This window comes from Chelatococcus sp. YT9 (assembly GCF_018398315.1).
GTDB lineage: Bacteria > Pseudomonadota > Alphaproteobacteria > Rhizobiales > Beijerinckiaceae > Chelatococcus.
Genome location: NZ_JAHBRW010000001.1, coordinates 2,623,100 through 2,638,019, shown reverse-complemented (window position 1 = coordinate 2,638,019; position 14,920 = coordinate 2,623,100). Strand labels below are relative to the sequence as shown.

Here is a 14,920-nt window from a genome sequence, read left to right as displayed (position 1 = left end):
ACGGGGCTTGCTACAGGGGAGCCAGCCGCTCCTGGATGGCTTCCATGATCCGCCGAGCACGACTATCGAAACTATGTTCGTTCCGTATTGTCTCGCGGAGCTGCATGGCTCTTGCCTGACGCGCCGGCGGGTCCGCGCGAAGAGCCGCGATCGTCGCCGCCAGCTCATCCGGCCCGGAGCAAACCGGGACGGCATCGCCGAAGACCGTCTCCAGACCAGCAACCGCATCGCTGACGACCGTTGCGCCGCAGGCCGCAGCATCGAAGAGCCGGTTGGCGATGAAGCCCTCCCGCGCCATATCCGGCCAATGGTCAGCGATAAGAATGCTGCCAGCTCCATAGTAGCGGAAGAGCTCACAATTCGGAACATGAGGCGTCAGCACCCGCTCCGCCGGCAATAGGCCTTCCCATCCGTCGCCGATAATGGCGCAATCGATGCCGGCGGCGAGCGCATGGCGCAGCATTGGCCGCTCCACCCCACGCGAATTGCCGACGAAAAGCGTCTCGGGCAGATCCGTGACCGGCGCGAGAGCCGGGCGGAAAACTTCGGGGTCCGTGCATTGCAGCAAGGTGGACACCCGGCTGCCATGCCGGCTGGCCAGCTTCTCAGCATAGGATGCAGAGGCGACGAACACATGGTCATAGGCGGCGAGTTCATCATCATCCGCTCGATCAGGATGGCTGATGAGCCACATCAGATTGAGAACGCCGGACTCCGGTTGGAAGCGGGACAACCCGCGCAGCACAATATTGACATCGTCGCCCGCTCCCACACCGGTGGACCAGTCGGGAAGGCAATCGATGCGAACGAGGCAACCACAACGCTCCAGGGCTTTGCCAAGGCCTCTCGCGAAATGCCAGTCGCCCCAGCGCTCGCGCTGAGCCGGATCTGGCACCGCGATCTTGATGGCGATGCGATAGCTTTGCGCCACCGCTGCTAAAGCCGCGCGCAAAACGGGAGCACGATGCTCGTAACGATGGTCGCGCATCACACGGGCGCGCAGCCGCGCCACCAGAGCTCGGCGTTCGTCTTCTGTTGAGAGGTAGCGCGCGAGAAGGTCATTGAGCTCTCGTCGCGTCGTAAAGCTTGGCAGCAGGCCGTCGAAGATCTCAGCCGCGCCGTCGACGCAGTTGGTGATGACCAAAGCCCCCGCGGCCAGGGCGTCGAATACGCGGGAATTCAGCGAGGCCCAATCCCGGGTGACAGGATGACTGTCATCTATAACGAGGCGAGCCCCGGCATAGGCCCGTGCCACCTCATCATAGGCAAGGGCGCCCTGCCAGTAGACGCCCCAACGCGGATGCCCCTTCCAGCCATGGCCATAAATCGCGAGCTTCGAGCCGAAGCGGTCAAGGTCGATCTGATCGAGTGCCGTGCGCGGCGAACCCCAATGATTCCCAGTGAAAACTATATCATGGCGCCTCTCCAACGGCGCACGATCAGGATGAAAGCGGGCAGGGTTGGTTGCGATCGGAAGCAAAAGCGCCTCACGGCCAGTCTGAGCAGCAATCGTCCTGCACGCCTTGCGTGAAGAGGCGAGCAGAACGTGATAGTGAGAGAAGGACGGACTCGCCAGCCACTCATCGATGCGGTTACGCAACCAGGCAACGACGATGAGGCCCGGATTGCCCCCGCTCAGTTGCCGAAGATCGACATCGTGCCGCATGACCACGACAATGTCGGCACGGGCCAGCTCCGGCCTACGATAGCCGGCAAAGAGAATATCCCATCCGAAGCATGCACGCAGGGCCTCGGCGAACTCCTGGGCTGTGAAGACGTCCCCGGCGGCCGCTGCCCCATCGGCTTCGGTCACGATGAAAACCACTCGCAGCGCCTCGCGCCGCCACGGCAACCCGCCAGAGATCAGGGCCTCGAGTGCGGCTCGGCGCAGACGTGGCGCAAAACGGGAAGCGAGCAGCCGACGATTGGCAGCTTGCGCCGCCAAAATGGAGACCATCCGCCCCGGGGCATCCTGCCTGGCGATGTCACGCGTGGCGGCGCGCCGGTGCAGTGCCGCAAGGCCTGAATCGCAGACGATCGTACGGCCCAGCTCGCCACGGAGCCGCAGACAGAGGTCAACGTCCTCCTGACCGTAGACATAGCCTTCGTCGAAGCCGCCGATAGCGAGAAAATCCGCGCGCCGCATCATCATGGCGGCCGCTGTCACCGCCGGAACGTCGGCTCCGCCCGCCACTGGCTCCGGCGCGTCGGAAACTTCAAGCGGCCGGTAGAGCATGCCCTCACCGTCGGCCCTGGCCACGCCGAATGAGATGCCGTCGTGGTGAACCTGATGGCTCCATCTGTCCCCTGCCGGGCGTGGCTCCCAAAGCCGCAGGCCGACCGCCCCGATGGTCGCGTCCGCCTCCAGCCACGCCGCTAGCCTGCGGACGCAAGGTTCGAGAAAAGCGATATCGTTGTTGACGAAGAACAGGAAATCCCCGCGCGCCCGGTCCGCGGCCAGATTGTTGGAGGCCGAAAAAGAGTGGTTGGCGTCGCGAGCGAAGACCGTCAGGGTGAGCGCATCGGCAAAGCCCATCGCCACAGCGCGGCTATCATCGCTGGACGCATGATCCACCACGATCACCTCCAGCCCCTCGCCTTGCCCGGTGGTCACGATCGACCTTAGCAAATCGTCCAGCAAGGGGGCACCGTTGTGATTCAGCACGATCATGCTGACGCGCGGCCGTCTGCGTCTCCGCCAGGGCCGGATCGTAGGAGGCCGCCGTGCAGAACGGTGGCGCAATGGCAGATCAGGCCACCGATCGGAGAGCGATTCGCTCCGACCGAGAAGATCGACCAGGGGGAAATCCACGAGCATCCCTGTCGTGCCGTTGGCACCTGGCAACAGCGTACCATCAGCGATGCAGCGAACCGCGACCTCCCGCATGCCGCCGTTCATCAGACGCGCCGGCAAGGAGACTGAAAAACCGTGGAAACCGGAGCCGGTAGCGGCCGCGAGGTCGGAGCGATACGAGTCCGCCCTCACGACTGTCACCACGAGGCCGTCGACGAGAATGCCGATATCGACAGGACGACCGGGCTCACCCGGATTGGCGGCCCATCCGCGGATCTCGTGGCAGTTCGCCATCTCCACCTTGCCGATAAAGGACGGCGCGGGCTGGGCCGACACGGTGCCGCGAGGAGCGGACAACCGCTTCGGCAGCACCGCGTTTCCGGCGCTCAGCACCTCCACCCCGTCCGCCGTGAGTCGCAGCGCGTGCTCTCGTCCATCGAACAGGCGTCGGGGAAGTACGATGGCGAAACCATGGTGGCCCGCGATGCCGAAATGAGCATTGACATCCGGTCGAGCGAGAGCGGCCTGAGCCGTCGCGATGAGGATATCGCCGTCGTAGAGTCCAATCTCGACCGTTTCATCTGGCCGAGCCACGTCATAGGCCCAACCCGTAATGACCCCGTCCTCGCAGGTGTCGATGGTGCTGCGCACGGTTTGCCTGAAAGTCGAAAAGACGGCGCCGTCACTGCCGGGAACAGGCCGCCCGTTAGGCAACCTTATGTGGATGGCGTGATCCTTCCCGTCGATCAGGGGCATCGGGAGGAGGAGCCGCCACCGTGTGGCCTCCTCGTGCCGCACTGCGACACGTAAGCGGCCAAGCAGCGTCTTGCCGTCATAGACCGCGAGCAGCGCGCTCGTCCCGAAAGCGCCGGAAACCGCACCGGTCACACAGGCGCCATCGAGCGCCCATCGCAGATGCAGTGAAGGCTCCGGATCATGACGAATGGCGCGACGCGGGGCCGCGAGATCATCGTCATTCAGGATGTCGATCACCCCCGTCATTCCGGTGACCGGCCGTAGACCGCCTCCCATTGCGCCGCGATGATCTCGGGTAAAAAGCGGGAAGCGAAACCCCGCCCCGCTTTACCCATGGCCCGCCGTCGCCCGTCGTCCCCATGCAACGCATTCACGGCTGCGGCGAGCTCTCCCGGATTACGGCTGGCACCGAGCAATCCCGTTTGCCCCGGGAGCATCGCAGCCGCGACGCCGCCCACGTCCGGCGCCACCACCGGCACACCACGCGCCTGCGCCTCGATGAGGACATTCGGCAGTCCCTCGAAGTGCGAGGTCAACAGGAGGACATCTAAAAGATCATAGTGATCGACGAGATCATCGGCCACCAGGCCCGCCAGCGTGATCCGCCCGCCGAGCCCCCGTCTCTCCACCTCCGCCTCGATGACGGGCCGTAATCGGCCATCCCCGATCAGGAGCCCGTGGACGGTGGGATCCCGGTCACACAGGCGTGTTAGAACTTCGAGCCATAGCAGCGGATCCTTCTCCCGCTCCAGCCGCATGACGCCGCCGACCACAGCCGCGTCCGGCACGATGCCGTAACGCCCCCGCAGAACACCGCCGCGCCTTCGGCGCCCGCCGCGCAGCCATTCGGCGTCGATCGTGTTCGGGATGATAGCGGCCCGTTCGCCCAGAACGGCAGCGTCGAGGCCCAGCCAGTCGAGCCAGCCGTGGAGATTCCGCTCGCTATTGTTGACGAGCTTCACGCTGCGATCCCTCAGGACAGCCCGCAACAAGCGGTGCAGCCGCGCATTGCGGGCGTATTCCGCTTCGTCCTCTGCTCCGCGACTGCCCGGAGCGACGCTGCCACCCCGCAGCACGACTGTCGGCGTGCCCGAGAGGATTCCAGCAATTGCCGCATGCCCGGCAGCCTGCGGGGTCCAGGCCTGGATGATCGCTGGCCGCAGCGCGGCTATCGCGGCCGCAATCTGGGCAATCTCTCGCAGATTGATGAGGAGTTGGAGAGGCTTCGGCGGCGCGGCCAGTAAGGGGAACGCACCTGCGATGCTCTCCGCCGCACCTGTGTAGTCGGCAAGCGTTGCGAGCCGGACACCTGTCTCCAACAGTTCCGAACGGAAAAAGGCGCCCCGACCGCCGCGCCGCGCGTCCGTGCAGATCACCCAAACGTCGTATCCGCGCCGCACCTGCGCCTGTGCAAGCAGCGCGCATTGGCGTTCTGTCCCGCCGGCGGCGAGCGAATTGAGAACATGCACAACCAGTTCCGGACGCGCGTCGTAAGCCAGCGGCCGTCGCGCCCGCCTCATTCGCTCGACACCTGCCAGCCAATCGCCGAGCCAGTCGTTGGTCGGCCGCGCTGTCGGGGAGCTCGGCGCTAGAGAGTGACGCTGGTGTGCGAGACTGGCCGCGACCACCTCGCCGAGAGCGAGGCATGCCCCCTCTTGACGCGCGTGGACCGACGCGAGCGCGATATTGCCCTGCGACAAAGCGAGCAGACCGAGGCGCCGAAGCGCTTCACCACGCACGACTTCCTCGGCTGCCAGCGGCTCGAGCAGGATGCGCGCCGACCGCACCGCACCGGCCGCCGTGAGTATGTCAGCAAGGAAGAGGCGATCTTCGAACTCGGGGGATGCGGCCAGGCGGTGCTGCAAGCGACGCAGGACGCGGGTCTTCAGTCCTTGCCGACCACACATGCCCAAGACGTCCAGGGCCACGAGCCAGAATTCAACCCCCCGCGGGGTCCGGCGCAAAGCCTTGTGCAAGAGCATGCGCGCTGCGGCCAGGCGCCCCGACCAGACATAATGCTGTGCAAGCAGACGCAGCGGACGGACGTCTCCCGGTCGGAGTTCGGCAGCTCGCAGGAGGCAAGCTTCTGCATCAGCCAGGCTTATGGAGCTTGTTTGAGGATCCGCCGGCGCCGATACGAGGGGCAGCCTACGGGGCTTTCCCTCTCGCACGCGTCCTGCCGCTTGTTTCCCTGGTATTTGCGGATGAACGGGGGCTTCGCGCCTCGCCGGAGACAGCTCCTGGAGGCCGGCTTCGCCTGATCGCAAAAGCGCCTCGAAGTCCGTCGGAAGCAATAGGAGCAGCCGCCGCCAGGATGCAGCTGCCTCGTCCAGCCGCCCGAGCCCGCGCTGAGCGCGAGCCAGCCAGCGCAACGCCTCGGGATCGTCCGACTGTCGCGCCTGCGCCTTGTCAAGAAGGTGATAAGCGTCCGTAAGGTCGCCTGCGCGGAAGCAAGCGATGCCGGCGGCCAGCAAGTCCTGCGCACCTCCCGCCCTCGCCGGAGCACTTCGCTCCCAAACCTTCCGCTGAGCGGCAGAACGGGTAGAGACGCAATTTCGGATTGCATAAGTCAATGAGATACAACCTTAAATGAATACTATTCTGGAGAAATATTCTTGAGAAATTGGTTGCCGCAATCTCTGCAATATGCATGATTACGCTTACCATATCAACTGCGCAATACAGTCATCTGCATAGATATACCGTTCTCTCTCGCTTTAAGAGCCGTGATCACGGCGGAAATCCGCGTCACATTTAAGATAATTAGATTTTCTTATAGACTAATACTATATTTTGGAGAATTCTTATGGGCATCATGGACCTGTTCCCGACCAGGGCCGAGGGTGCGCTTTGCGCCGGCCAGCGTTTGCTTCAAGAGCAATCCTATCGAGAAGCTGAAGCGGCTTTCGTGCTCGCCCATACCGCCGAGCCTCGTGCCGAGGCGCCACTACTCGGCCTTTGCCGCGTGAGCTACGCCACCCGCAACTGGCGTGATCTCGACCGCTGGACACGCCGCCTGCTTGCGCTGGCGCCAACACATGCCGAGGGCCAGCTGCTCCGCGCCCGCGCTTACAACGCCGAACGGCAATGGGCACCTGCAGCGGCCGCTTGGGCCGTCGTCGCGCAGGGGCGCCCCGACTGGCCGGAGGCGCAGTTCCAGCTCGCGCGCGCCCTCCACCGCAGCGGCGATGCCGCCGGCGCCGATGAGGCAGGCGAGCGCCTCGCCGAGCTGACACCACGCACGGCCCTCTGCGCTGATCTCCTGGGGCAACTGGCGCTTGAGCGAGGACGCTGCGAGGCCGCTGCCGCATTCTTCGCGAGCTTGGTGACAGAGGATCCGGCCGCTGCCTGGCGCCGGTTCGAGGCGCTCCGCCAAGCCCGCCATTATCGCGGTATTGCGGCCCTGGCCCGCGCCTCGCTGGAGGGAGAGCTGGGGTCCGACGCAAGTCGGGCCCTGGCGATCCGACAAGCAACCGAGGAAGCGCTGCGCGTCCTTGCCGCACGGGCAATGGCGCAGGAGCGCGCAGGGCATCTTGATGAGGCGTTTCAGGACCACACGGCCATTCTCCTGGCCGATCCCGGCGATGGTCCGGCTGCCCGCGGCAAGGCGCGCATCAAGCGGACCCTTCATCTCACTGCTCATGATGCTTTGCATGCGCAGGACTGGGAAGCCGCCCGAGAGGCGTTTCAACGGCTCGTGCAGCTCGATGACGGCGATCTCGACAGCCGGATCCAGTTGGGCAGGCTCTTGATGCGGCAGCGGGATTGGCACGCCGCGGCGCGGTTATGGCAGACCGCGATCGCGGCCAACCCCCGGCTAGTGGAGGCGCATGTCCAGCTTGCCCGCGCGCTCGATCGCAGCGACAATCACGCCGCAGCCCTTCCCCACTGGCGCAATGTCCTGGAATTGGTCCCGGGCAATCCAGAGGCACGGGAGATGCTCGCCCAGATGCCGCGGCGCATGCTTGAGCATGTGCGCAGGCTGATCGACGCCGGAGCCCTCACCGAAGCGGTCGAAGCTCTCATGCTTGCACAATCGCTATCGCCCGACGATCCCGACCTCGCCCGACGCACCGAGCACGTTGGCCGCCGGTTGCTGCAGGCGATGCGAGCGGCGTTTAAGTCCGCGGATTGGGAGGCGATACTCGCTATTCAGGCGGCAACGCGATCGCTGCGGCCCGACGATGCCGATGTGCATCTGCTGACCGGTCGCGCTGCGATGGCGCGGCGCCAGTATGATCTCGCCATCACAGCCTGGAACAGGCTGGGTGAACTCGATCCGGCAATGGTCTCCATGTGCCGGCTGCAACTTGCACGGTGCTATATGCGCTCGGGCCGCCTCACGGAGGCGCAACCCATCGTCGCCGCCATCCTGGCTGAAAAGCCGGACCATGTGGAGGCGCAGGCCATGCTGGCTCAACTTGGGGCAAGGGCGCCCGACCTCAACGCGAGCCAAGACGCCGTCCTTCACGTGAACGCCCCGCGTGGGCCGAACGGCCGAGAGAGCCGAGCCACCTGAACCCCATTGCTGCGCCCCATTTGAAGCTCGTTCCTGACGCGAAGCAAAAGCGGACTTCCAGCCATGCGCGCGCCCTCCCTGTTTGTTCCGCCAGCCGGGCCGGCTCTGATCTCCCGATGGCCACGGCACGTGCTGACCCTACGCAAGCGGGGGCGTCTGCTGATGGAACACGGCGAGTACAAAGTAGCGGGGCTCGTGTGGGAAAGCCTGCTGCGCAGCCTTCCGCGCGATGCGGAGGCCCGCCACTGCCTGGGAAGGATCCGGGCGCTGGATGCCCAGGCAGTGGCCACGCATCAGCCCAAGGTAGAGCCAGCCCCAGCCCTCAAGATTGCCGAAGCGCGGCCTCAGGAGGTGCTGCTCAGTGTTCACAGCGCTGCCACCGCGCGAGACGGCTTGGCACTGCTCACCGCGCTCGAAGGCGCGCGGACTGTCCTCCCCACCGCCGAGAGCGAGGACCTCACCCGGCTGCACGGCCCTTCGCTGCTGCAATGGCTCAACCACATCGAGCGCGGCGATGGCCTGTGCGAAGGCATGGAACGGCGTCTGGCCGATCTGATCAGCGGCCACGATAACCTCATCCTGTCCCTGCTGCGGCAAATTGCTGAGGACAGGCGCTACGACGCGGCTCTCGCGATTCTGGTTGATCTTGCGTCCCGTTTACCGTCTCCCGTTCAAGAGAACGCGGGTGTCCTCGGGCTCATCGCGGCGATCGCGCCAGACTATAGCCAGGAGGTGGACGGCGCAGCGCTCGCAGCGCTCCTTCTCGGCGCTGCCGGAAACCACGGCGAAGCCGTCGGCTGGTGGCGCAAGGCCCTCTCCCTGCGTTCGGATGCCGCCAACCGCCGTGGCCTCCTTGCTGCCCTGCGGGGAGCCGGCGATGACCTCGCCCTCGCGCAGGAAATCGCGTCGTGGCTCACGAACGGGGCTCTGCCCGACGCCCAGCCCGCAAGCGAACAGAGTGCGGTCGTCGCAGCCATGCGCCATCTCGTTCAATGCGCCCAACGGCATGGCGACGCCACGGGCATTATGGCAATCGAGCGGTGCCTCACCGATCGCCAACCCGGGGTGCTCACGTCCTGGCTCGCCGCGAGCTGCGCGCTCGCCCGGAACGATTGCCGCACTGCTCTGTGCCATCTCGACATCGCAGCCCGTCAGGCCAGCCTCGCTTCCAGCGTTCCGATCGACATCCATGCCGAGCGCGCTCTCGTGCTGATGCGAGATCATCTTCACGGGGAAGCGCTGGAAGCATTTAGCCTCGCCAGAGCGGTCGACAACAATTCGCTCTATGTCCGTCGCCACCGGCAGTTGCTGGATGTCGTAACTTTCTGCGGCGCGGGGTCCGAGCCGTTGCGTTTTCCCGAATGTCTCGTCGACGTGATCATGGAAGAGGTGGCTGCCCGCCCCAACCCCTACACACCCAAGCTAGGCCATGTTGCGATGGTGTCCGGCTCCCTCGGGCAAGGCGGAGGCGAACGCCAGACCCAGACGATGGTGCGGCGTCTGCTCAAAGAACCCCGTATCGTCCAGCTCACGCTGCTCATTCGCTCGGTTCACCTCAAGGCAGGCGACGATTTTTTCTTCGACGCAGTGAAAGCCCTTCCCGTCGCGCATCATGTCTATGGCCGCGACTGGGCGTGCCCAAGCGATGTCGCGAGAGAACTGGCTGAACTCGCCAATCGCCCTCGCCTGGTTCGGGCGATCGCCCTTCTGCCCCACAATATGAGAGAGGATATCATCAGGCTATGCCGGGCCTTGTGGGATCACCGGCCGCAAGCCGTCCATATTTGGCAGGACATGCATGCGGCAGCGCTGGCGTGCCATATCGTGGGCGTGCCGCATTTCTTCATCCATCGGGGCTCTCTGTCGCCGGATTACTGGGCGCAGAACAGCCACCAGACGGCCACGCACTTCCGCCCCATGCGGCATTGCTACCGTCGGCTTCTTGAGCGGCCTGATTTCGTGATCCTGAACAACTCGCAGGCCGGCTGTCGCACGGACCAGCAATGGCTTGACTGGCCCGACGCCAGCCGCTTTCGGGTGATCTACAATGCGGTCGACTTCGCCGCGTTAGGCCTCGATGTAAGCCGAAACACCACACTGCGTGAATCGCTCGGCATCGAGGATCCGGCCACGCCTGTCATCGGCGGCTCGTTCCGCCTGCAGCCGGTAAAGCGCCCGATGTGGTGGGCGGAAGCCGCGCGCCTGATCCTCGACGCTGTGCCAACGGCGCATTTTCTCATCATCGGTGACGGCGACATGACTGACGCGGTCGCTGCCTTCAGCACCGACCATGGCTTTCGCGACCGGCTCCACCTGCCAGGCCGGGTCTCAAATGTCGGCGACTGGTATCGGGTCATGGACGTTAAACTGCTCACGTCCGAGCGCGAGGGCATCCCCAACGCCATCATCGAAGCGCAGCACTTCGGCGTGCCAGTCGTCGCCACCGATGTCGGTGGCGTCGCGGAGGCCATCGCCGACGGCGAAAGCGGCCTTGTCGTCGCCGCACGCTCTCCGGCGGACTATGCGGATGCGGTCATCCGCATCCTGCGTGACCCCGCCTGGCGCGCCAAAGCGCGGCAATGCGCGCCGGTCCATGTCCACGGCACATTCAGCCTGGACGCGGTTGTCGACCAGTTGCTTGGGCTCTACGGCCTGCCCGGTCGAGGCCGCCGTCAGACGACACCGATGCGCAGCAGCTCGTGAATATGGATGACGCCGACGGGCCGCTTGCCATTCATCACGAAGAGAACGGTGATGCTCGCGGAGTTCATCAGCGCAAGCACCTCCTGCACCAACGTATCCTCCGTCACCGTGATGGGCTTGCGGGTCATGACATCCGCCACCGGGCAGTCGGTGAAGCCGTTCTTGAAAGTCCGGCGCAGATCGCCGTCCGTGATGAGCCCCGCGAGGTCGCCATCGGCATTGACAACGCCGGTTACGCCCAGTCGCTTCGACGACATGGTGAGAACCGCCTGCGACAAGCTTGCATCCGCAGCAACCAGGGGCATCGCCTCACCCTGGACCATCACGTCCCGGGCGCGCTTCAGCCGTGCGCCCAGCTTGCCGCCGGGGTGGTAACGGCGAAAATCATCAGCCGAAAAGCCGCGGTTGGAGAGGAGGCAAGTGGCCAGCATGTCACCGACCGCCAGCTGCATGAGCGTCGACGTGGTAGGCGCCTGCCCGTTGGGGCATGCTTCCGGCATGGCGGGCAGCACCAGCGCGATATCCGCCGCGCGCGCCAAGGTGCTGCTCTCCCGTGAGGTGATGGCGATCAGCGGCACCTTGAAGCGATGCGTGTAGTCGATGATATCGGAAAGCTCCGCCGTCTCCCCAGACCAGGACAACACCAGCACCACGTCGGTGTCGTGGATCATCCCGAGATCACCGTGGCTCGCCTCGGCCGCGTGCACGAAATAGGCCGCCGTGCCTGTCGAAGCGAGGGTCGCCGCGATCTTGCGGCCGATATGCCCGGACTTGCCGATACCGGTCACGATGACACGGCCGGAGCTCCTGTGGATAAGAGAGATCGCCTCGCGCAGGCGCTCCCCGGTTTCGCCGCCCAGGGCATCATTGATGGCCGCAAGCCCATCCATCTCAAGGCGCAGGGTCCGACGCGCGACGTCGAGTGCATCATCGGGGCTCCGGAGGCCGGCGGAGGCGACGACAGAGAGCTCCGCCATCACCTCACCCCCGCCGTTTCTGCGAAGATGCGGCGCGCGCGTTCGAGATCAGCCTCCGTATCGACGCCCAAAGGCACCGCGTCGACTTCGACGGCATCGATGCGCATGCCTGCTTCGATCGCGCGCAGCTGTTCCAACTTCTCTCGCAATTCGAGAGGGGATGGCGGCAGCGCGATGAACCGGGCCAGCGCGGCCCGGCGCCACACATAAAGGCCGATGTGATGATAAAGAGGGCCGTCACCGGACGGCGCCGTAGCACGGGTGAAATAGAGGGCTCGAAAACGGCGTGCGCCAATCGGCGAACCGATCATTTTGACCACGCTCGGCGCGGTCTTCTCTTCCTCAATGGTGATCTCCACCACGGGAGTGCCGATCGCGACATCCGCATCAGTCAGAGGCGCCATCGCGTCCCGGATCGTATCGCGGGCAACCGTCGGCAAGTCCCCTTGGATATTGACGATCACGTCGTAGTGCTGATCCGGATCCCGCAGCGAGATCGCCTCGAAAACACGGTCGGACCCCGAGGGATGGTCGGAGCGCGTCAGAACCGGGTCGCCGCCAACGCCGCGGATCGCCTCCGCGATCTCATCATCATCGGTCGCCACAAGAACAGGCCCGACATCGGCCTCGATCGCGCGGCGCCAGACATGCACGATCATGGGCTCCCCCGCAATATCCGCCAAGGGCTTGCCCGGCAGCCGGGTCGCTGCACGACGCGCGGGTATGACGACGATCGGGTTCACGCCTGTTGTCCTTTCGTGACAGCCTGGATGCCGTCCTTGGTCAAATGGGTCTTCGCCAAGCGGTCGAAGGCCATGAGGGAGCCGAGCAGCGCCTCGAACTGGCTCAGTGGAACCATATTGGGGCCATCCGATGGCGCATGGTCGGGATCTTGATGTGTCTCGATAAAGACCGCCGCCACCCCAACCGCGACCGCGGCGCGGGCAAGCACCGGCACGAATTCACGCTCCCCCCCCGAGCTGTCACCTTGGCCGCCAGGTTGCTGGACCGAATGGGTCGCATCGAAAATCACAGGCGCGCCCGTACGGGCCATGATGGGGAGGGAGCGCATGTCCGAGACAAGCGTGTTGTAGCCGAAGGATACGCCGCGCTCGGTGAGAAGCACCTGGGGATTGCCGGCGCCGGTCAGCTTCGCCACGACGTTCTTCATGTCCCAGGGCGCGAGAAACTGCCCCTTTTTGACATTTACCACACGCCCCGTCGCGGCGGCAGCCAAGAGCAGGTCCGTTTGCCGGCAGAGGAAGGCCGGAATCTGCAGAACATCGACGACCTCAGCCACTTCAGCGCATTGGCGTGCGTCGTGCACGTCGGTCAGTACCGGCAGGCCAACCCTGCTGCGGATGTCGGCGAAAATCGGCAAGGCATCGGCAAGGCCAATGCCGCGCGCAGCCTTGGCGCTGGTGCGGTTGGCCTTGTCGAATGAGGTCTTGTAGACGAGGCCGATACCGAGCCGCTCGGCGATCTCCTTCAAGGCATGGGCCGTTTCCAGCGCATGTTGGCGGCTTTCCATCTGACAGGGCCCCGCGATGACGGCAAGCGGCAGACCATTGCCGATCCGCACGGGAGAGGTCGAGATCTGTCCTGACGGTCTGCGACCAATTTCAACCACGTCAAGAGGAGATTGGGTCATGGGCCTCATTCCGGGCATGTCGCCCCTTCCAACATGTCGCCGGTCGCTCATTCTTGCCACCCGACAACTCATCGTCCCCTGCATAGCTGCACGGGTTCCGTGCGGCAACTATGAGGCGGCAGCGCGCCGCGCGGAATTGTCGTCGCTCGCCATAAGCATAAGATTAATGAAGGAGATTTACGATCAGCACCGGCCGCGGATTGCCATGAATGGGCGAATGCCTAAGATCACGCGGCGAGGAGCCCGGGCGGCCGCGCATGCGGTTCAGATTTCGCCCTATTTGCATGCAATTGAACAGGCGGGAGCAGCACCCCGTCTCAGCCGGAGTTCGACGCAAGCATCATGACCGCAACCACAGTCTCTGCTCATACCGGCGCCAAGACCGCCTCCCCCCGCCGCATCCGGAAGGCCGTGTTTCCGGTCGCGGGACTTGGCACGCGGTTTCTGCCGGCCACGAAGGCGATGCCGAAGGAGATGCTCACCGTGGTCGACCGGCCGGTGATCCAGCATGTGGTGGATGAGGCGCGCGCCGCCGGCATCGAGCATTTCGTCTTCGTCACCGGCCGCAACAAGAGCGTCATCGAGGACCATTTCGACAGCCAGTTCGAACTGGAGCGCACCCTCGAGGCCCGCGGCAAGACCAAGGAATTGAAGGCGCTGCTCGAGGACCTGCCCGGCCCCGGCCAGACCAGCTTCACCCGCCAGCAGGCGCCCCTCGGTCTCGGCCACGCGGTGTGGTGCGCCCGCGAGATCGTCGGTGACGAGCCCTTCGCGCTGCTTCTGCCGGACATGCTCCACCACGGCGCGACGCCGTGCCTCGCCGACATGATCGCCGCCTACGAGGCCCATGGCGGCAACCATATCGCGGTGGCGCCGGTGCCCGAGGACCAGACCCACCAGTATGGCATCGTAGGCGTCGAGGATGCCAAGGCCAAGGTGTCGAAGATCACCAGCATGGTCGAGAAGCCGCCGAAGGGCACCGCGCCTTCGAACCTGCACATCACCGGCCGCTATATCCTGGAGCCGGCGATCTTCGACCTGATCGCCACCCAGGAGCGCGGCGCCGGCGGCGAGATCCAGCTCACCGATGCCATGCTCACGCTCGCCAAGACCCGGCCCTTCTACGCCACCCGCTTCGACGGCGCCATCTATGACTGCGGCTCCAAGACAGGCTTCCTCGCCGCCAATGTCGCCTATGCCATGGACAGGCCCGACATCGCTCCCATCCTCAGGCAGGATATCAACGCGATCTTGAGCCGCTGAACCGCCGGCTCAACGGAAGCCGCCCTTATCATACCGCCGCGAGCCCGACGACTGATGTCGCCGGGCTTTGCTGGAAAGCCATCAACGCGGGCCGTTGGATCATTCTTAATGATCGAGAACCTGCCCATGCAAATTTTCTTTGATTTCGTATAGACGACACAGATAACGATGGTTAACCTGTGCTTGGGCATCAGTCGTATGTCGATATTTTCATCACGTCGATTTTTTTAGACGACCCCTGCAACGCTTTTCAGCCA

At 64.7% G+C, this 14,920-nt stretch carries 8 protein-coding genes; 3 read left to right on the top strand and 5 right to left on the bottom strand.

What is annotated here, in order from left to right; all coding sequences use genetic code 11:
* Window positions 1-10: 10 nt before the first annotated feature.
* On the bottom strand, window positions 11-3,796 hold the full coding sequence (locus KIO76_RS12025) for a glycosyltransferase family protein (RefSeq protein ID WP_213323497.1): 3,786 nt from the start codon (window positions 3,794-3,796) through the stop codon (window positions 11-13).
* Window positions 3,793-6,024 carry a glycosyltransferase gene (locus tag KIO76_RS12020; protein ID WP_213323496.1) on the bottom strand — a complete coding sequence of 744 codons (2,232 nt, stop codon included), beginning with the start codon at window positions 6,022-6,024 and terminating at the stop codon, window positions 3,793-3,795. Before KIO76_RS12020 ends, KIO76_RS12025 begins: the two co-directional genes overlap by 4 nt.
* 332 nt (window positions 6,025-6,356) lie before the next feature.
* On the opposite strand from KIO76_RS12020, the gene KIO76_RS12015 reads away from it, so the two are divergent.
* Both KIO76_RS12015 and KIO76_RS12010 read left to right on the top strand, forming a co-directional pair.
* The gene (locus tag KIO76_RS12015) at window positions 6,357-8,069 is read left to right on the top strand and encodes a tetratricopeptide repeat protein (RefSeq protein WP_213323495.1); all 1,713 of its coding nucleotides are present in this window, start codon (window positions 6,357-6,359) and stop codon (window positions 8,067-8,069) included.
* 63 nt (window positions 8,070-8,132) lie between these two features.
* A complete protein-coding gene (locus tag KIO76_RS12010; RefSeq protein ID WP_213323494.1) occupies window positions 8,133-10,772 on the top strand; it encodes a glycosyltransferase in 2,640 nt (879 codons plus the stop codon).
* Here the strand turns inward: KIO76_RS12010 and KIO76_RS12005 are convergent.
* The 3 genes from KIO76_RS12005 to kdsA are packed head-to-tail and all read right to left on the bottom strand — an operon-like array spanning window position 10,742 to window position 13,400.
* Window positions 10,742-11,749 (bottom strand): KpsF/GutQ family sugar-phosphate isomerase, encoded by a 1,008-nt coding sequence (locus KIO76_RS12005; protein WP_213323493.1) that lies wholly within the window; start codon window positions 11,747-11,749, stop codon window positions 10,742-10,744. The genes KIO76_RS12010 and KIO76_RS12005 overlap by 31 nt on opposite strands.
* Window positions 11,749-12,492: a 3-deoxy-manno-octulosonate cytidylyltransferase gene (locus KIO76_RS12000; protein ID WP_213323492.1), complete on the bottom strand. Its 744-nt coding sequence runs from the start codon at window positions 12,490-12,492 to the stop codon at window positions 11,749-11,751. The genes KIO76_RS12005 and KIO76_RS12000 overlap by 1 nt, the downstream gene beginning before the upstream one ends.
* The gene (kdsA, locus tag KIO76_RS11995) at window positions 12,489-13,400 is read right to left on the bottom strand and encodes a 3-deoxy-8-phosphooctulonate synthase (protein ID WP_213323491.1); all 912 of its coding nucleotides are present in this window, start codon (window positions 13,398-13,400) and stop codon (window positions 12,489-12,491) included. Before kdsA ends, KIO76_RS12000 begins: the two co-directional genes overlap by 4 nt.
* Before the next feature lie 342 nt (window positions 13,401-13,742).
* Between kdsA and galU the strand changes: the two genes are divergently transcribed.
* The gene (galU, locus tag KIO76_RS11990; RefSeq protein ID WP_213323490.1) at window positions 13,743-14,663 is read left to right on the top strand and encodes a UTP--glucose-1-phosphate uridylyltransferase GalU; all 921 of its coding nucleotides are present in this window, start codon (window positions 13,743-13,745) and stop codon (window positions 14,661-14,663) included.
* Window positions 14,664-14,920: the final 257 nt, after the last annotated feature.